The sequence below is a fragment of the Luteimonas abyssi genome (assembly GCF_001482195.1).
Taxonomy (GTDB): Bacteria; Pseudomonadota; Gammaproteobacteria; order Xanthomonadales; family Xanthomonadaceae; genus Luteimonas; species Luteimonas abyssi.
Map to the genome: position 1 here is coordinate 1630119 of NZ_KQ759763.1, position 17243 is coordinate 1647361.

14 protein-coding genes and 1 pseudogene are annotated in these 17243 nt (G+C 69.5%); 12 read left to right on the forward strand and 3 right to left on the reverse strand.

All coding sequences use genetic code 11. The annotated features are described in order from the left end of the window. The first annotated feature begins 127 nt into the window (after window positions 1-127). The 4 genes from trxB to infA all read left to right on the forward strand — a co-directional run bounded on the left by trxB (window position 128) and on the right by infA (window position 3620). Entirely contained in the window at window positions 128-1081 is a 954-nt protein-coding gene (trxB, locus tag RG19_RS06745; protein ID WP_058834609.1) for a thioredoxin-disulfide reductase, read from the forward strand. Between the two features lie 156 nt (window positions 1082-1237). After that, on the forward strand, window positions 1238-2404 hold the full coding sequence (locus RG19_RS06750) for a GNAT family N-acetyltransferase (RefSeq protein WP_058834610.1): 1167 nt from the start codon (window positions 1238-1240) through the stop codon (window positions 2402-2404). A gap of 62 nt (window positions 2405-2466) precedes the next feature. Then, entirely contained in the window at window positions 2467-3219 is a 753-nt protein-coding gene (gene aat, locus RG19_RS06755; RefSeq protein ID WP_058834611.1) for a leucyl/phenylalanyl-tRNA--protein transferase, read from the forward strand. A gap of 182 nt (window positions 3220-3401) precedes the next feature. Continuing rightward, the gene (gene infA / locus RG19_RS06760; protein ID WP_024890331.1) at window positions 3402-3620 is read left to right on the forward strand and encodes a translation initiation factor IF-1; all 219 of its coding nucleotides are present in this window, start codon (window positions 3402-3404) and stop codon (window positions 3618-3620) included. 185 nt (window positions 3621-3805) lie between these two features. On the opposite strand, the gene clpA is transcribed toward infA, so the two are convergent. Further along, entirely contained in the window at window positions 3806-6082 is a 2277-nt protein-coding gene (gene clpA, locus RG19_RS06765; RefSeq protein WP_058834612.1) for an ATP-dependent Clp protease ATP-binding subunit ClpA, read from the reverse strand. Between the two features lie 81 nt (window positions 6083-6163). Then, window positions 6164-6490 (reverse strand): ATP-dependent Clp protease adapter ClpS, encoded by a 327-nt coding sequence (clpS, locus tag RG19_RS06770; RefSeq protein WP_058834613.1) that lies wholly within the window; start codon window positions 6488-6490, stop codon window positions 6164-6166. A gap of 91 nt (window positions 6491-6581) precedes the next feature. Between clpS and RG19_RS18175 the strand changes: the two genes are divergently transcribed. The 6 genes from RG19_RS18175 (at window position 6582) to RG19_RS17555 (ending at window position 10934) form a co-directional block, all read left to right on the forward strand. Next, window positions 6582-7091 (forward strand): hypothetical protein, encoded by a 510-nt coding sequence (locus RG19_RS18175; RefSeq protein WP_238376599.1) that lies wholly within the window; start codon window positions 6582-6584, stop codon window positions 7089-7091. Continuing rightward, window positions 7088-7549, forward strand: coding sequence for an NUDIX hydrolase (locus RG19_RS06780; protein ID WP_058834615.1), 462 nt, complete (start codon window positions 7088-7090; stop codon window positions 7547-7549). Before RG19_RS18175 ends, RG19_RS06780 begins: the two co-directional genes overlap by 4 nt. 23 nt (window positions 7550-7572) lie before the next feature. Continuing rightward, window positions 7573-8673, forward strand: coding sequence for a tRNA 2-thiouridine(34) synthase MnmA (gene mnmA, locus RG19_RS06785; RefSeq protein WP_425599722.1), 1101 nt, complete (start codon window positions 7573-7575; stop codon window positions 8671-8673). Between the two features lie 10 nt (window positions 8674-8683). Next, a complete protein-coding gene (hflD, locus tag RG19_RS06790) occupies window positions 8684-9295 on the forward strand; it encodes a high frequency lysogenization protein HflD (protein WP_058834617.1) in 612 nt (203 codons plus the stop codon). A gap of 204 nt (window positions 9296-9499) precedes the next feature. Further along, window positions 9500-10690: a methyl-accepting chemotaxis protein gene (locus RG19_RS06795; protein WP_058834618.1), complete on the forward strand. Its 1191-nt coding sequence runs from the start codon at window positions 9500-9502 to the stop codon at window positions 10688-10690. Between the two features lie 94 nt (window positions 10691-10784). Then, window positions 10785-10934, forward strand: a complete 150-nt coding sequence (locus tag RG19_RS17555) for a hypothetical protein (protein ID WP_157515188.1) — start codon at window positions 10785-10787, stop codon at window positions 10932-10934. Window positions 10935-11263: 329 nt separating this feature from the next. Here the strand turns inward: RG19_RS17555 and RG19_RS06805 are convergent, their stop codons facing one another. Beyond that, on the reverse strand, window positions 11264-14017 hold the full coding sequence (locus RG19_RS06805; protein WP_058834620.1) for a GGDEF domain-containing phosphodiesterase: 2754 nt from the start codon (window positions 14015-14017) through the stop codon (window positions 11264-11266). A 697-nt stretch (window positions 14018-14714) separates the two neighbouring features. Here RG19_RS06805 and RG19_RS18500 point away from each other — a divergent pair. After that, window positions 14715-15503 (forward strand): annotated as a pseudogene (locus RG19_RS18500) (sensor histidine kinase); the annotation flags it as partial. A gap of 9 nt (window positions 15504-15512) precedes the next feature. Further along, the gene (locus RG19_RS06815) at window positions 15513-17234 is read left to right on the forward strand and encodes an EAL domain-containing protein (protein WP_058834622.1); all 1722 of its coding nucleotides are present in this window, start codon (window positions 15513-15515) and stop codon (window positions 17232-17234) included. The last annotated feature ends 9 nt before the right edge of the window (window positions 17235-17243 follow it).

Genomic DNA, 17243 nt, shown 5'->3' on the forward strand with positions numbered 1-17243 from the left:
ATTGGGCCGGAGTGTTCCGGGATGGTTCGTTCCGCGTCGCCGGCGTCTGTCCGCCTTGTGCTGGCGGTGGCTCACCACCATGCTATGCGTCCACGGAACGCCACGTTTTCCAAGGCCACGAGTATACATGAGCACTACGAAGCACTGCCGTCTGCTGATCCTCGGTTCCGGCCCCGCCGGCTGGACCGCCGCCGTCTACGCCGCCCGCGCCAACCTCAAGCCGGTCGTGGTCACCGGGCTGCAGATGGGCGGCCAGTTGATGACGACCACCGAGGTCGACAATTGGCCGGGCGACGCGCACGGGCTGATGGGCCCCGACCTGATGGCGCGGATGCAGGCGCACGCCGAGCGCTTCGAGACCGAGGTGGTGTTCGACCACATCCACACCGCGGATCTTTCGCAGCGCCCGTTCCGGCTCAAGGGCGACAATGGCGAGTACACCGCCGACGCGCTGGTGATCTCGACGGGCGCGACGGCCAAGTACCTGGGACTGCCGTCGGAAGAGGCCTACAAGGGCCGCGGCGTGTCGGCCTGCGCGACCTGCGATGGATTCTTCTACAAGGACCAGGACGTGGCCGTGGTCGGCGGCGGCAACACCGCCGTGGAAGAGGCGCTGTACCTGTCCAACCTCGCCCGCAAGGTCTACCTGGTGCACCGCCGCGACACCCTGCGGGCCGAAAAGATCATGCAGGACAAGCTGCTGGCCAAGATCCAGGCCGGCAAGATCGAGCCGGTCTGGCATCACGTGGTCGACGAGGTTCTCGGCAACGATGCCGGCGTCACCGGCTTGCGCCTGAAGTCGGTGCAGGATGGCGCGACCCGGCAGATCGACGTGCACGGCTTCTTCGTGGCGATCGGCCACACCCCCAACACCTCGCTGTTCGAGGGCCAGCTGGCGATGAACAACGGCTACCTGGAGATCCGCTCCGGCCTGGGTGGCGGGGCCACCGAGACCTCGGTCCAGGGCGTGTTCGCGGCCGGCGACGTCGCCGACCAGCATTACCGCCAGGCGATCACCTCGGCGGGCTTCGGCTGCATGGCCGCGCTGGATGCCGAACGTTTCCTCGATCAGCAGGGCTGATGCCGCCTGGTTGCGACCCGGTGGATCGGGACCGATTCACCGTGAAGCACGGCGCGACGTGCCTGCGCGGTCGGCGCCGGTCCACTTGATGCAGGCGCCAGGCGCTCCCGACCCCGGCACCGGTTCGCCCCCCATCGGCGCGGCCCGGCGTACGCCATGAGGGCCACGCCCGACGGGCTGCGTGTCCTGACATCGCTGGCGGATGTCGCCGCCGGGGCCTGGGATGCGCTGCATGCCGGCGACAACCCGTTCGTGACCCATGCGTTTCTCGCCGGACTCGAAGCGACGGGCTGCCTGCGCGAGGAATGGGGCTGGACGCCGCGCCACGTCACCCTGTGGGAAGACGATCGTCTGATCGCGGCCGCACCGGGCTACCTGAAGACCAATTCGCACGGCGAGTTCGTCTTCGACCATGCCTGGGCGCACGCCTACGCGCGCTACGGACGCGACTACTATCCGAAGTGGCTGGGCGCCGTCCCCTACTCGCCCGTCACCGGGCCGCGGCTGCTGGCGCCCGACGGACCCACGCGCCAGGCGTTGCTGGAGGCGATCGTCGCCCACGCGCACGCGGCCGGATTGCCCTCCGCGCACATCAACTTCCATCCCGAATCCGAAGACGCGGCGTTCGGCGACGCGTGGCTGCCGCGCATCGACGTCCAGTATCACTGGCGCAATCCCGGCGACTGGCGGCGCTTCGACGACTACCTCGCGGCCATGGACCACAAGCACCGCAAGAACGTGCGCCAGGAACGCGCCCGGGTGGCACGGGCCGGCGTCCGCTTCCGCGTGGTGCACGGCGACGAGGCCAGCGACGACGACCTCGACGCGATGTACGGCTTCTATCTGCAGACGTTTCTCGAGTACGGCAACTCGCCGGCGCTGACGCCTGCCTTCCTGCGCCATCTGGCGGAGGCCATGCCGCGAGCGCTGGTGCTCATTCTGGCGGATGTGGACGGCGCGCCCGTCGCAGGCGCCCTGTGCCTGCGCGGCGCCGACACGCTGTACGGACGCTACTGGGGCGCGACCCGGACCTTGCCCGGCCTGCATTTCGAGACCTGCTACTACCAGGGGATCGAGTACTGCCTGCGCGAGGGACTGCGGACGTTCGAACCCGGTGCGCAGGGCGAGCACAAGATCGCGCGTGGCTTCCTGCCGACGTTCGTGCGCAGCCGGCACTGGATCGGCGACCCCGACTTCGCCGATGCGCTGCGGGCCTGGTGCAGCGAGGAGGCGCGCTCGGTCGTCGGCTACGCCAGCGCGCTGGAAGGCCGGACCCCCTTCAGATCCCCAGCACCCGACTCCGGCGGCGATCCATCGCGCTAGGCTCCGTCGCGTCGAAAGCGCGCGGCCCGCGCGGTCGCTGCACGGCTCCCTACAATGTCGGCATGCGACGACGCCCCTATCTTCTGGACGCCGATCCGCAGGCGCCTTTTCCGCCCGCGGCGCTGGCGTTGCGCGAACCCGACGGCCTGCTGGCCGTGGGCGGGGACCTGTCGCCTCCGCGCCTGCTTGCCGCCTATCGCGGCGGCATTTTCCCGTGGTACTCGGAGGGACAGCCCATCCTCTGGTGGTCGCCCGACCCGCGTGCGGTGTTCCGCACCGACGCCGTGCATCTGGCCACCCGCTTTCGTCGGCAGTTGCGCGCCTCGCGCTGGATCCTGCGGGCGGACACCCGTTTCGCCGATGTCATGGCCGCATGCGCCCGGGCGCCCCGCCACGGGCAATCCGGGACCTGGATCACGCCCGACATGATGGCGGCCTATGCCCGCCTGCATGCGCTGGGCCATGCCCACAGCGTCGAAGTATTCGACGGCGAGCGCCTGGTCGGCGGGATCTACGGCGTGGCCGTGGGGAGGATGTTCTTCGGGGAAAGCATGTTCAGTGCGGTCGCCGGCGGCTCAAAGGCGGCATTGGCCGGCCTTGCCGGATATCTGGCCGCGCGTGGCTGGCCGCTGATCGATGCCCAGGTGGAGAATCCCCACTTGCTGCGCATGGGCGCGGAACGCTGGCCGCGCGATGCCTTCATGGCGCGGATCGCACCGTTGGTGGGCCATGTCGGGAATGTCGGCGCCTGGACGAACGACTTCGGTGAAAGGACGGCCGCGTCACTGGGTGTGTCGGCGGGCGGCGCCGCGTGACCGGGGCTCGAACCGCCCCACGCCCGACCCGTGCGGGTTCGGTCCATTCCGACGGGCGCGGACTTCTGGGTCCGTCGGGGTTTTCTTAACGGAACTTTTGCTTCGCCCGCCGGTTCGTGGGAGAATGTCGCGTTTCCCGGGTCGATTTCCGTCCGGGTCCCCAGACGCGACGAACAGGACGCATGGCGAAAGACGACGTCATTGAATTCGAAGGCACCGTTTCCGAAACTCTCCCGAACACGATGTTCCGGGTGAAGCTCGAAAACGGTCATGAGATCATTGCCCACATTTCGGGGCGGATGCGCAAGAACTACATCCGTATCCTGACCGGTGACCGGGTCAAGGTGGAGATGACTCCATACGACCTCACCAAGGGGCGGATCACCTACCGCATGAAGTGATCGCTGGGCGCACGGCGTGCGCTTGCGACGAAAGAAAAGGCAGCCCAGGCTGCCTTTTCTCGTTTGTGTCGCCGAAGTGCGGCGGCGTCTTGATCGGCGCGACGCCGGCAGTCGCTCGTTAGGCGGCGTGCGAAACGAAAAAGGGCGCCGTCGGGCGCCCTTTTTCTCGTGGTGCGGTGAAGCGCCTAGACCGTCGCCGGCAGCAGCTTCTCCGACTCCGGGAACGCCTCGACCACGAGCTGGTCGTCGCGCACCTCGATGCTGACGCGACCGCCGTTCATCAGCTTGCCGAACAGCAGTTCGTCGGCCAGCGGCCGCTTGACCCGGTCCTGGATCACCCGTGCCATCGGCCGGGCCCCCATCTGCGGGTCGAAGCCGTGCTGGGCCAGCCACTCGCGGGCCTCCGGCGATGCGGTGACCGAGACGTTCTTCTCGTGCAGCTGGCTCTCCAGTTCGATGACGAACTTGTCCACCACCCGCAGGATGTGGTCGAAGCCCAGCGGCTGGAACTGCACGATCGCATCGAGCCGGTTGCGGAATTCCGGCGTGAAGCTGCGCCGGATCACCTCCATCGCATCGGTGCTGTGGTCCTGGCGGGTGAAGCCGATCGAGCGCCGCGAGGCCTGGGTGGCCCCCGCATTCGTGGTCATCACCAGGATCACGTTGCGGAAGTTCGCCTCGCGCCCGTTGGTGTCGGTCAGCGTACCGCGGTCCATCACCTGCAACAGGATGTTGAAGATATCCGGATGCGCCTTCTCGACCTCGTCGAGCAGCAGCACGCAGTGCGGCGTCTTGACGATCTTCTCGGTCAGCAGGCCGCCCTGGTCGAAGCCGACATAGCCGGGAGGCGCGCCGATCAGGCGGCTCACGGAGTGCGACTCCATGTACTCCGACATGTCGAACCGCACCAGTTCGATCCCGAGCTGGTGGGCCAGCTGACGGGTGACCTCGGTCTTGCCCACGCCGGTCGGGCCGGCGAACAGGAAGTTGCCGATCGGCTTGTCCGGATTCGCCAGGCCCGAACGCGCGAGCTTGATCGCCGAGGCGAGCGACTCGATCGCCGGGTCCTGGCCGAAGATCACCATCTTCAGGTTGCGGTCCAGGTGCTGCAGCACGTCCTTGTCCGACGCGCTGACCTGCTTGGCCGGGATCCGCGCCATCTTGGCGACGATGGCTTCGACTTCCTCGACGTCGATCAGCGCCTTGCGCGCCTCTTCCGGGAGCAGGCGCTGGCGGGCGCCGGCCTCGTCGATCACGTCGATGGCCTTGTCGGGCAACAGGCGATCGGCGATGTGCTTGACCGACAGTTCGACCGCGGCCTGCAACGCCTCGTCGGCGTAGGTCACGTCGTGATGGGCTTCGTACTTGGGCTTGAGGCCGCGCAGGATCTCGACCGTCTCGCCGGTGGTCGGCTCCGTGATGTCGATCTTCTGGAAGCGGCGCGCCAGCGCACGGTCCTTCTCGAAGATGCCGCGGTACTCTTGGAAGGTGGTCGAGCCGATGCAGCGCAGCTCGCCCTTGGCCAGGGCCGGCTTGATCAGGTTGGAGGCATCCATGGTGCCGCCCGACGCCGACCCCGCACCGATGATGGTATGGATCTCGTCGATGAACAGCACCGCACCCGGGTGTTTGCGGATCGCGGTGAGCACCGCCTTCAGGCGCTTCTCGAAATCGCCGCGGTACTTGGTGCCGGCCACCAGGGCGCCCAGGTCGAGCGAGTAGATCGTGGCCTCCGACAGCACCTCGGGCACCTCGCCGTCGACGATGCGCTTGGCGAGCCCTTCGGCGATCGCGGTCTTGCCCACGCCGGCCTCGCCCACGTAGAGCGGGTTGTTCTTGCGGCGCCGGCACAGGACCTGGATCGTGCGCTCGATTTCCTCGCCCCGTCCGACCAGCGGATCGATGCGGCCCTCGCGCGCGGCGGCGTTGAGGTCGGTGGCGTACTCGGCCAGCGCGTCGCCCTTGGCTTCGCCGCCCTCGCCCGCCGTCGCCTCGCCGTCCTCGCCGGTCTGCGCGGCTTCGCTCTCGCCGGTCTTGGCGATCCCGTGCGACAGATAATTGACGACGTCCAGCCGGGTGACGTCCTGCTGGTTCAGATAATAGACGGCGTGCGAATCCTTCTCGCCGAAGATCGCCACCAGCACGTTGGCACCGGTGACCTCCTTCTTGCCGGAGGACTGCACATGGTAGACGGCGCGCTGCAGGACCCGCTGGAAGCCCAACGTGGGCTGGGTGTCACGGCTGTCGCCCTCTTCCAGCTTGGACACGCTGGTGGCGATGGCCTGATCCAGATCGCCGCGTAGACGATGAAAATCGACGCCGGTCGCCTTGAGCACGGCTTCCGCCGAGGGGTTGTCCAGCAGTGCCAGCAACAGGTGTTCGACCGTCATGTACTCGTCGCGGGCCTCGCGGGCGCGCTTGTAGCACTGGCCGATGGAGTACTCGAGATCCTTGCTGAACATGGGGCGTGCGCCTCCGGAAAAGTTCTGCGAGTGAGATGGGGCCGGGACGCCGGATTTCCATGGCGGCACCGCGTCTCCGTTTTAGGCCTTTTCCATGGTGCACAGCAAGGGATGCTGATTGAGACGTGAGTATTCGTTCACCTGCGCCACCTTGGATTCGGCCACCTCCCGACTGTAGACCCCGCATACGCCACGGCCGCGTGTATGGACGTGCAGCATCACCTGGGTGGCGTTTTCCATATCCAAGGCGAAAAAACGCACCAGGACGTCGATGACGAAGTCCATCGGCGTGTAGTCGTCGTTGAGCAGGACGACGGCGTACATGGGGGGTTTGGCGACTTCGGGGCGGCCGGTTTCGACGGCGACGCCATGATCGTGTTCGTGGTCGTGCTGGGGATTGCGTGGCATGGGTGGAATTATACGTTCCGCTTCCTCTCTCTCGTGGACGCCATCGCAGGCCGGGCGCAAAATGGAACGCACTTTCCCGGACGCTGCCTCCATGCGCGCTCTCTCGTGGTTACTTTCCGGTCTGCTGCTGTCGTCCCCGGTCTGGGCCGGGGACGCGCCGCCCATCCAGCTGCCCCCTTCGGCGCCGTCGACGGACGTCGCCGACACGGTCCCGGCCATCCTGGGCGAGGCCGGCGTGGGGTACGAGGTCGACGACGACGGCGACTACCGGATCGTGTACGGCTGGGAGCGCGAGGGGCGCAGCCAGCTCGTGTACGTCTCCGGCCACACCGAGGAGATCGCCGGCCGCCGCGTGCGCGAGGTGTTCTCCCCGGCCGCGCGTCTGGACGAGGGCATCGAGGCCTCGGTCCTGCGCGATCTGCTTCGCGACAGCCGGTCCCGCAAGCTGGGCGCATGGGAAATCGCCGGCGAGATGCTGTTCTACGTCATCAAGCTGCCCGAGCCGGTCGACGCCACCCTGTTGCTGGCGGCATTGACCGCGGCGGCCGAGATCGCGGACGAACGCGAGCAGGCGTTCACCGGCGATCTGGACGCATTGTGAGCGCTGGATCCTCGCGGTTCTGGCAGCCCGATGTGACCGTCGCGACCCTGGTGGCCGACGCCGGACGCCTGCTGTGCGTGGAGGAGTCCGTAGGCGGCGCGCTGGTCCTGAACCAGCCGGCCGGCCATCTGGAGCCGGACGAGGCGCTCGCCGACGCCGCGGTCCGCGAGACGCTGGAGGAGACCGGCTGGCATGTGCGCGCGACCCATTTCGTCGGCGCCTACCAGTGGAAGGCGCCCTCGGGGCAGCACTTCCTGCGCTTCGCGTTCGCGGCCGAGCCGGTCTCGCACGATCCGCAGCGCCCGCTCGACGACGGCATCGTGCGCGCGCTCTGGCTCACCCCCGCCGAGCTCCGGCAGGCGGGCGAGCGTCACCGCAGTCCGCTGGTGTGGCAGGCCGTCGAGGATTACCTGGCGGGGCGCCGTTTCCCGCTGCATGCCGTGACGCAGGTGCCGTGAGCGCGGTGCGCACCATCGTCGGCATGTCCGGCGGCGTCGATTCGTCGGTGGCCGCGTTGCGCCTGCGCGATGCCGGCGAGCCGATCGCCGGATTGTTCATGCAGAACTGGGCCGACGACGGCAGCGGCGATTGCCGTGCCGAGGACGATCGACGCGACGCGGTGGCGGTCAGCGGCCGGCTCGGGGTCCCGATCCACTTCCGGGATTTCTCCGGCGAGTACTGGGCGGGCGTGTTCGAGCACTTCCTGGCCGAATATGCCGCAGGACGCACTCCCAATCCGGACGTGCTGTGCAATCGTGAGATCAAGTTCCTGCACTTCCTGTCCGCCGCGCGCGAACTGGGGGCCGAACGCATCGCCACCGGTCATTACGCCCGCGTGGCGCATCGCGACGGACGCTGGCGACTGCTGCGCGCCCGCGATGTCGGCAAGGACCAGAGTTACTTCCTGCACCAGCTCGGTCAGGCGCAACTGGCCGCCACGGTGTTCCCGCTGGGCGACATGCTCAAGGCCGATGTCCGCGCACAGGCGACCGCGGCCGGCCTGCCGACCGCGGGAAAGAAGGATTCCACCGGCATCTGCTTCATCGGCGAACGCGATTTCCGCACCTTCCTCGGTCGTTACCTGCCCGCCCGCGAGGGCGAGATCCAGACGCCCGACGGCCGTGCGATCGGCCGCCATCCGGGCGTGTTCTATTTCACCCTCGGACAGCGCGAGGGTCTGGGCCTCGGCGGCGTGCGCGGGCATGCGGCGGCGCCCTGGTACGTGGTGGACAAGCGCGTGGACGAGAACGTGCTGGTGGTCGACCAGGCGCACGACAGCCCTTGGCTGCTGTCCACGGTCACCCGCACCGAATCCGCGCACTGGGTCGCCGGTACGCCGCCCGCGGCGCGGTTCGAGGCGCTGGCGCAGACCCGCTACCGGCAGACGGCCGAGGCCTGCGAGGTCGAGGTGGCCGACGACGGCGCCCTGACGGTGCGGTTCGCCCGGCCGCAACGCGCGGTCACGCCCGGCCAGTCGCTGGTGCTCTACGACGGCGACGAATGCCTGGGTGGCGCGGTGATCGCCGCCACCGACGCACCCCGGACCGGCAGCCCCTCGGCTGTCGGGGCCCTCAGCGGTTAGAATCCGTCGGATGAGTGATGCCTTCGACGATCGGGTGCTCGCGCTCGCCGCGCTGACCCAGGCCCTGCAACAGGTCAGGACCACTGCCGAGTCCGGCCAGTCCCGCAACGACGCCGCCGAAGCGGTGGTGGACAGCGTGTTCCGGATCGATGCCGATTCCGTGGCCGATGTCTACGGCGGCGTGCCGCGCCTGCTGCCCGGCCTGCGCATGCTGCGCGACACCCTCGCCCGCACCACCCAGGAAGATGCGGTGCCGAAGCTGGCGATGTCGGTGATGCGGCTGGAGCGCCGCTTCTCCTCCGAATCCGGCGCCATCGAAGCGGTCTCGACCGGTCTGCGCCGGATCGCGCCCCAGGCCGAGGCGCACGGCAGCATGCATCCCGACGTGCTCAACGCACTGGGTACGCTGTACGCCGACACCATCAGCCATCTGCGACCCCGGGTCATGGTGCAGGGATCGCCCCACTATCTGGGTCAGGCCAGTGTGGTGGCGGAAATCCGCGCCCTGTTGCTGGCCGCGGTGCGATCGACGGTGCTGTGGCGACAGCTCGGCGGCCGGCAGTGGGATCTGCTGCTGTCGCGCGGCCGGATGCTGGCCTCGCTCGAGCGCCTGGTGCCCTGAGTCGGCCGGGGCGTCCGGCGCCCTCCTCGTTCCGCAGGGACACGTTCCGCAAGAAATGGACGGCGACCGGCACCGCGCCGGCGCGTCGCGGCGCGCTGTGAGCGGATGCGCGGACGGGCGGGCAGGCGCGCGTACGTCGAGAATGACTAAAGCCCGGGGCGCGGATGCCGATACCAGCATCGTAGAACCTCTCCGGGAACGCCCATGTACGCTCGCCCCCTGATCCGTCTCGCTGCACCGCTGTCGCTGACCCTGCTCCTGCCGCTGGCATTCGCGCTGGACTGGGCGGCGCCCGTCCGCTGGGCGATCCTGTTCACCCTGACCGCGAGCTGGCTGGTGCTGGCGGTCTGGCTGCTGCGCCGCGAAGTGCGCCAGCCGCCCGAGCAGGCCCGGATCATGAAGGAGCAGGACGAACTGCTCGGCGAACTGCGCCAGTTCGTGGGCAGCGAGATCGAGGGTTCCCGGGTCGAGGTCGAGCGTGCCCGCGAGCTGATCCGCCAGGCGGTCAGCGGTCTGGGCAGCAGCTTCGATGCGATGAACCGCAAGTCGCGGCAGCAGTCGCAGGCGATGGCGCGCATCCTCGACCGCACCGGCGAGCAGGACGGCGGCGGTGCCGACGTGGCCCGCTTCGCCCAGCACGCCAGCCAGCGGATGGAGCAACTGGTCGAGGCGCTGGAGCAGGTCAGCGGCCAGAGCGTGACCACGGTGTCGCACATCGACGAGATGGCCGGTCATCTGGATGGCATCTTCGCCCTGCTCGAGGACGTGAAGTCCATCGCCGACCAGACCAACCTGCTCGCGCTCAACGCCGCCATCGAGGCCGCCCGTGCCGGCGAGGCCGGTCGCGGGTTCGCGGTGGTCGCCGACGAAGTGCGCAACCTGTCCGAGCGCTCCACGGCGTTCAACGAGCAGATCCGCAAGCTGGCGCATTCGTCGAAGGAGTCGATCGCCAAGGTGCGCGATACCGTGTCGGGCATGGCCTCGCGCGATCTCGACCGCTCCCGCGAGGCGCGTTCCGAAGCCGCCGGCATGCTCGACCAGGTGGCCGCGATCAATCGCTCGCTCGGCGACGGCATGCGCGAAATCTCCGACTGCGGCCGGGCGATCGACGCCAGCGTGGCCGACGCGGTGCGCGCCCTGCAGTTCGAGGACATCGCCACCCAGGCACTGGGCGGGGTGCACTCGCACCTGGAGCGGTTGAACGCGATCAATCGCGAAGCGATCGATCTGCAGGATCTCCTGCGGCGCAACGGCGGCGTCTTCGACGACGAGCTGATGCGCGCCCTGCAGCGGATCGGCCAGCGTCTGCGCGAGATGCGCAGCGCCTGGGAAAAGCCGCCGCACAAGCCCGTCGCCCAGGAGTCGATGGGCGCCGGAACCGTCGAACTGTTCTGACCGCTTGGCAGTGCCGCTCGCCAGCGCCGCCGCGAACCGGGCCCCGGCCATCCGTGCCGGGGCCCGGTCGTTCGTGTCCTGCGGCACGGATAGCGTGCCCGCCGCCGCGCCCGCCGATGCACTGGCGCGGCTGGAGCGGATCGGCATGGACGAGTTGCGCGTGCTGCAGGCCCGCCTGCCCCCCTGTCCGGTCGCGCCCGACCCCATCGCCAGCGTCATCGAATGGGATCTCGCCTGCAGCTGATCCGGGCGACCCGGGGCGCGCCGGCGTGCGCGGGTCGGGGCAGGAAACACGCCATCCTGCGCCGGGGACCGCGGCAGGCATCGGCGTCGCGCGCTCGGACACCGCACCGGCTGTCGCGCGACCCGGTCGCGTCATCGGCGACAGGCGTGGGAATCCCGCACGGCAGGCGGTCCGATACCGCCCCGGTCCGGGCACAGCCTGCCCCGCTCTCCACCTGAGGCCACGGCGAACGAGTGGCGCATGGCGTGTGCCTGCGCAGACGCGCCGGACGTCATGGACGTGGATCGGCACGAACGGCTAAGCGCGCGACGGCGCGCCTGCCGGGCGCGTCAGCCGTGACGCACGTTCGCGAGCGACGGTGCGCCGCCCGGTGCCCCGTGGGCCATCAGCCAGCGGGCCATGTCGCGCGCGGCGAGTGGGCGCGAGTACAGATATCCCTGCGCCTCGTCGCAACCGCCGTCGATCAGCAGGCGCTCGTCGTCGGCGCTTTCCACGCCCTCGGCCAGCACCTGCATGCGTAAGGCCTTGCCGAGCTGGATGATCGCGCGCGCCACCTCGGTGGCGCGTTCGCCCTCGCCGATACCGGAAATGAAGCTGCGGTCGATCTTCAGCCGCCCCACCGGAAACCGGCTCAGATAGCTGAGGCTCGAGAACCCGGTCCCGAAGTCGTCGATCGCCAGGGCGACGCCGGCCGCGGTCAGCACCTGGAAACACTCGCGCAGGGTCTCCGTGTCGCGCAGCAAGGCGGATTCGGTCAGTTCGATCTCCAGCCGCGAGGGCGGCCACTCGGCCTCCGTACATGCCGACAGCACGCTGGCCGCGAAACCGGCATCGCGCAATTGCACCGCCGAGACGTTGACCGACATGCGGCCGAACGCGATCCCCGCGGCGGCCCACGCCGACGCCTGGCGACAGGCCTCGCGCAGGACCCAGTCGCCGATGGCGGCGATGTCGCCGGACATCTCCGCGATCGGGACGAACTCCTCCGGCAGGCAGCCGCCGAGTCGCGGATGCTCCCAGCGCACCAGGGCCTCCACGCCGGAGATCCGTTGCCGGGCGAGGTCGATCTGTGGCTGATAGACGAGCGACATTTCCTCGCGCTCGAGTGCGCCACGCAACGCCTGCTCCAGATGGAGCCGCCGCCGCGCGCGATGCCAGGCCTCGATGCTGTGGAACTCGATGCGGTTGCGCCCGCCCTGCTTGGCGATATGCAGCGCCGCAGTCGCACCGCGCAGCAGGTCGTCGAAGCCGACGTTCTCCGGGCGGATCGCGATGCCGGCGGCGACGCCCAGGTGCAACAGTTCCTCGCCCACCGGCACCGGACCCGACAGATCCGCCACGATCCGCCGCGCGTAGGCTTCCACTGCGCCGCGTCCTTCCTGGCGGCGGATCAGGATCGCGAACTCGTCGCCCCCCAGGCGTCCGAACAGATCGCCGGCCTCCACCAGAATGTGCAGGCGTGCGGCGACCGCCCGCAGGATGGCATCGCCCGCGGCCGGTCCGTGCGCCTCGTTGATGCCGCCGAAACCGTCCAGGTCCAGCAACAGCAGGGCCTGCCCCGCCGAGGGGCCTTCCGCGAACGCCTGCTCGACCTCCTCCCGGAGACACAGTCGGTTCGGGAGCCCGGTCAGCGGGTCGTAGTGCGACAGGCGCCGGATGCGCTCGTTGGCGGCGCGCTCGCCGGTAATGTCGCGGAACAGCACCAGGTGCCGACCGATACCGGAGGCCTGGCGCTCGAAGTCGATGACCGCGTGCGTCCAGACCTGCTGTCCGTCGGGCCGGTAAAAACAGAGTTCGAGCGCCTCCGCCGGCGCCCCGTCGGCGCCGCGGACCATGGCGGCCTGCAAGGCATCGCGCGATTCGGGCGTGTAGTGACGCAGGAGTTCGTCCAGCGCCAGCGTGCCGTCCTCGTGTCCGTGCAGGCGTGCGCATTCGCCGGTCCAGTACAGCACGCGGGTCGCGGGGTCGATCTCGCAGCCGCCGATACGACCGAGTTCGGCCACGCGGCGCAGCAGGTCGCTGCCGCGCCGCCACTCGTGTTCGGCGCGGATCTGCCGGGTCACATCCTGGATCTGCGCCAGGACCCGGGTCGGACGGCCCCGATCGTCGCAGTGCTGCGACGCCCAGACCCGGAGATGCACGACACCCGCGCGGCCGGGCGCTTCGAGATCGAAGCCGACGCGATCCTCGCCCCGGCGCATGGCGCGCCAGGCCTCGCGCAACGCGGTGGCGTTCGCCCGGCAGTGACGCACCCACGCGCGCACCCGGACGCCGTTGTCGATGGCGAGCGTGTCGCGCAGTTCCGGCGCGGCCCAGACCACGTCGCTGATCACGTCCCAGGTCCAACTGGCCATGCCGGCCAGCCGCTGCGCATCCTCGAGCATCCCGCGCTGTTCGCGCAGGCGCTGTTCGAGCTGCTTCTGGCTGTCGATCCCGGTCAAGGTGCCGGCGATGCAGATCGGGGCGCCGTCGGATGCGGTGTGGATCACCCGGCCGGAATCGCGCAGCCAGCGCCAGCTCCCGTCGTCGTGCAGGCGCCGGTACTCGCACTGGTAGACCGGAAGGCGCCCGGCCAGGCAGGCGTCCATGGCCTCGCGCGCACGCTGGCGGTCGTCGGGATGGATCGACTGCAGCGCATCCTCGAAGGTGTCCGTTCCGGACGTGGCGCCCAGGCGTTCCTCCCATGCCTCGGATCGCCGCAAACGGTCGCGGCGGACGTCCCATACCCACAGCGCGTGACCGCCGGCGTCGGCGGCCTGCAACCACTCGGCGTCGTCGGACGGCAACCGGACGCTGAGCGAGAACGCCACCGGCGCGCCGCCTTCGTCCGCGGCGATCACCCGCAGGCATGCGCTCAGGCAGCCGTCGCCGGCCGGAAGTTCGCAGTCCAGCGCCTGGGGCGTACCGGCCTGCAACCGATGGCGGTAACCGGCCAACGCGTGCGCGTGCCGCTCGACGATCCGGTCCAGGCCACGGCTGCGCGCGGCCGGATTCGCCAGCAGACAGCGACCCTCGCGATCGAGCACCAGCAGCCCGTCGGCGACAGGGTGGCTGAGCAGGCTCGAAATGACGCCGGATTCCATCGGACGGCTGCGCTCCAGTCGCGTTGCGCCGGCCGGGACGGGCGGGCTCGCCCCATCGATAGCGGCGTCCCCGCGCGGAAGTTGAGGGAGATCGCGACGCCCGCGTTAGACTGCTGCGACAGCCACCGCAACGAGGTCATCGCAGCCCATGGCGTCCGATCTGGAGCCCGCCGGCACCGCGGCGGGACGCAGCGTACCCGGCGCCCGCCTGGCGGGGCTGCGGTGGTGGATTCCCGTGCTGTACCTGCTGATCGGCATCGCCTGGATTCTCCTCAGCGATCGAATGGTCGATGCGATCTTCGCGGAGACGGCGGTGCGCAACCTGCAGTCGCTCAAGGGCATCGCGTTCGTGATCGTCACGGCCGGGGGGCTGTGGTTGCTGCTGCGCCATCACGCCGCCGGGATCGTGCGCGCGCACCGCGCCGAGCTCGAGCACGCCCGGCGCTATCGACAGCTGCTCGATCTGCACCCGGATCCGGCCTGGCTGTACGAGGCGGTCGGTCCCCGGCTGCTGTACGTCAATCCGGCCGCACGGACGTTCTTCGCGCTGGGAGACGGCGACGTCGCCAGCCTGGACGCGGCCGCCCTGCAGGCACTGATGCCGGGACCGGGCGACACGCCACCCGCCGTGTCGCTCCATCGCATCCGACGGCCCGACGGCCGGGTCCGGGATGTCGAACTGCACACGGCACCCGTCGGGTGCGCGCGCGGCGGCATGCGCTGGGCCGGTCTGCGCGACCGCAGCGCCGAGTCCGAAGCCGAGCGGATGCGCGATGAACTCGCCGAGGGCAACCGCCAACTGCAGGCGGTGGCGGCACGCGTCTTCACCCTGCAGGAGGACGAGCGCCGGGCGATCTCGCGCGAGCTGCACGACGAAATCGGCCAGGCCATCACCGCCATCAAGATGTCGGCCAGCGCAGCCCGCCACGAAGCCGACGCGCAGCGCCGCAGCGACGACATCGACGACATTCTGGTGCTCGCCGACGCGACCATCGAGCGCGTGCGCGACATCTCCATCCTGCTGCGCCCCCCGCAACTCGACGCGCTCGGCCTGGAAGCCGCACTGCGCTGGCATGCCGAGCGCCTGTTCCGCAATGCCACGCCCGCGCTTTCGCTCGAGATCGAGCATCTGCCGGAGCGGCCCGACCGCGAGATCGAGCAGGCCTGCTTCCGTATCGCGCAGGAGGCGCTGACCAACGCCCTCCGCCATGCCGGGGCCGGCGCAGTGTCGCTGCGGCTCAACGGCGACGATGGACATTTGCGTCTGCGGATCGAAGACGACGGCGGCGGCTTCGATCCCGTGGCGGGCGCAGGCGGTCTCGGCATCCTGATCATGCGCGAGCGCGCCCAGGGCGTGGGTGGCGATGTTTCCGTGGTGTCGGCGCCGGGCGACGGCACCCGCGTCGACGCGCGTCTGCCGCCGCGCGCGGAATCCATCGTCGCCCTGCGCGCTGCCGACGAGCGCATGCCCAGTTCCGGCGGCTAGAATCCGGGCATGCCTCTCCTGGATCCGGCTTCGCCTCCGCCCCTGCAACGCCTCGGTGCCGGCCACCCCGGACTGATCGCAGTGCTCGACCAGGCCCGGGAGCGGGGCCAAACCGTCGCGTTGCTGCATCTGGATATCGAGCACTTCGCGTCGATCAACCAGAACATGGGACCGGACGTCGGCGACGCCGCGCTCGACACGGTCGGCGGGCGGCTGGCCGAATGCCTCGGCGACCGCAGCGGGGTCTGGCGCCACGGCAGCGACGAGTTCGTCGTCGCCGCGCCGCTGAGCAGCGCCGAACCCGCCGCGGTCCAGGCGCTGGCGCAGCGCCTGATCGACGCGATCGGGCGCCCGCTCGTCGTCCTTCCCTACACCTTGTTCCTGGAAGCCAAGGTCGGCATCAGCCTGTTTCCCGAGCATGCACAGGACCCATCGGCCCTGCTGCACCTGGCCGAGACCGCGGTGCGCCGCGCCTCGCACCTGGTGCGCGAGCCGGTCCAACTGCACACCACCGAGGCGACCGATCGCGTCCAGAGCGAAAGCGCGATCGCGCGCCAGATCGTCGACGCCCTGCCCAACGGCGAACTGCGCTTGCGCTACCAGCCCAAGATCAGCGCCCGCGACGGCCGCGTGGTCGGCATGGAGGCGCTGGTGCGCTGGCAATCGCCGTCGCTCGGTCTGCTGCTGCCCGAACGCTTTCTGCCGACTGCCGAACGCCTGGGCGTGATCGTCCAGATCGGCGACTGGATGATCGAAAAGATCGTCGAACAGGTGCGGTCGTGGCGCGAGCAGGGGTTCGACGATTTCTTCGTCGGCGCCAACGTGTCCACGCTGCAGTTGCTGCAGCCCGGCTTCGTCGATGGCCTGCTCGGGCGCATGCACCAGGCCGCCCTGCCGATGTCGTCGATCCTGCTCGAGATCAACGAGAGCTCGCTCAACAACAACGCGCACGCGGTCTATCAGGCGGTCACCAAACTGCGGCACGAGGGCGTCGGGCTGACCCTGGACAATTTCGGTACCGGCGACGCCAGCCTCGGCGCGCTGGTGCGCTACCCGGCCGATATCCTGAAGATCGACCGCAGCTTCATCAATGCCGCCCCGGCCGGCAGTCGCGAGACGGCGATCGTGCGCGCGATGATCGCGATGGGCCACCAGCTCGGCATGAAGGTGATCGCCAACGGCGTGGAGACCGAGGCCCAGCTCGGGTTCCTGCGCCGCGCCGATTGCGATTTCTTCCAGGGCTACCTGTTCGGCGAGCCGATGAGCGCGGACACCGCGAGCCAGGCGCTGCGGCGCCGCTACCTGCGCCCCGAGCTGTTCACCGCCACCCAGCCGGACCGGACCCTGCTGCTGGTCGACGACGAGGAGAACGTGCTGCGTTCGCTGGTGCGGCTGTTCCGCCGCGACGGCTACCGCATCCTCGCCGCCGGCAACGTCCGCGACGCGTTCGGGCTGCTGGCCACCAACGAGGTCCAGGTGATCCTGTCCGACCAGCGGATGTCGGAGATGGACGGCACCGAGTTCCTCGGCCGGGTGAAGATGCTCTATCCGGACACGATCCGCCTGGTGCTGTCGGGCTATACCGACCTGGCCACTGTCACCGACGCCATCAATCGCGGGGCCATCTACCGGTTCCTGACCAAGCCCTGGGACGACCGCGAGCTGCGCGAGCACATCAGCCAGGCATTCCGGACCTACGACAGCCAGCGCAACCGGGACCACGGGAGCTGACGACGACGC

Coding starts and splice junctions, on each gene's coding strand:
- RG19_RS06795 (WP_058834618.1), top strand. CDS start 9,500: ATGTACGCTCGCCCCCTGATCCGTCTCGCTGCACCGCTGTCGCTGACC.
- mnmA (WP_425599722.1), top strand. CDS start 7,573: ATGTCCGGCGGCGTCGATTCGTCGGTGGCCGCGTTGCGCCTGCGCGAT.
- RG19_RS06805 (WP_058834620.1), bottom strand. CDS start 14,017: ATGGAATCCGGCGTCATTTCGAGCCTGCTCAGCCACCCTGTCGCCGAC.
- clpA (WP_058834612.1), bottom strand. CDS start 6,082: ATGTTCAGCAAGGATCTCGAGTACTCCATCGGCCAGTGCTACAAGCGC.
- aat (WP_058834611.1), top strand. CDS start 2,467: ATGCGACGACGCCCCTATCTTCTGGACGCCGATCCGCAGGCGCCTTTT.
- RG19_RS06750 (WP_058834610.1), top strand. CDS start 1,238: ATGAGGGCCACGCCCGACGGGCTGCGTGTCCTGACATCGCTGGCGGAT.
- trxB (WP_058834609.1), top strand. CDS start 128: ATGAGCACTACGAAGCACTGCCGTCTGCTGATCCTCGGTTCCGGCCCC.
- RG19_RS06815 (WP_058834622.1), top strand. CDS start 15,513: ATGCCTCTCCTGGATCCGGCTTCGCCTCCGCCCCTGCAACGCCTCGGT.
- infA (WP_024890331.1), top strand. CDS start 3,402: ATGGCGAAAGACGACGTCATTGAATTCGAAGGCACCGTTTCCGAAACT.
- hflD (WP_058834617.1), top strand. CDS start 8,684: ATGAGTGATGCCTTCGACGATCGGGTGCTCGCGCTCGCCGCGCTGACC.
- clpS (WP_058834613.1), bottom strand. CDS start 6,490: ATGCCACGCAATCCCCAGCACGACCACGAACACGATCATGGCGTCGCC.
- RG19_RS18175 (WP_238376599.1), top strand. CDS start 6,582: ATGCGCGCTCTCTCGTGGTTACTTTCCGGTCTGCTGCTGTCGTCCCCG.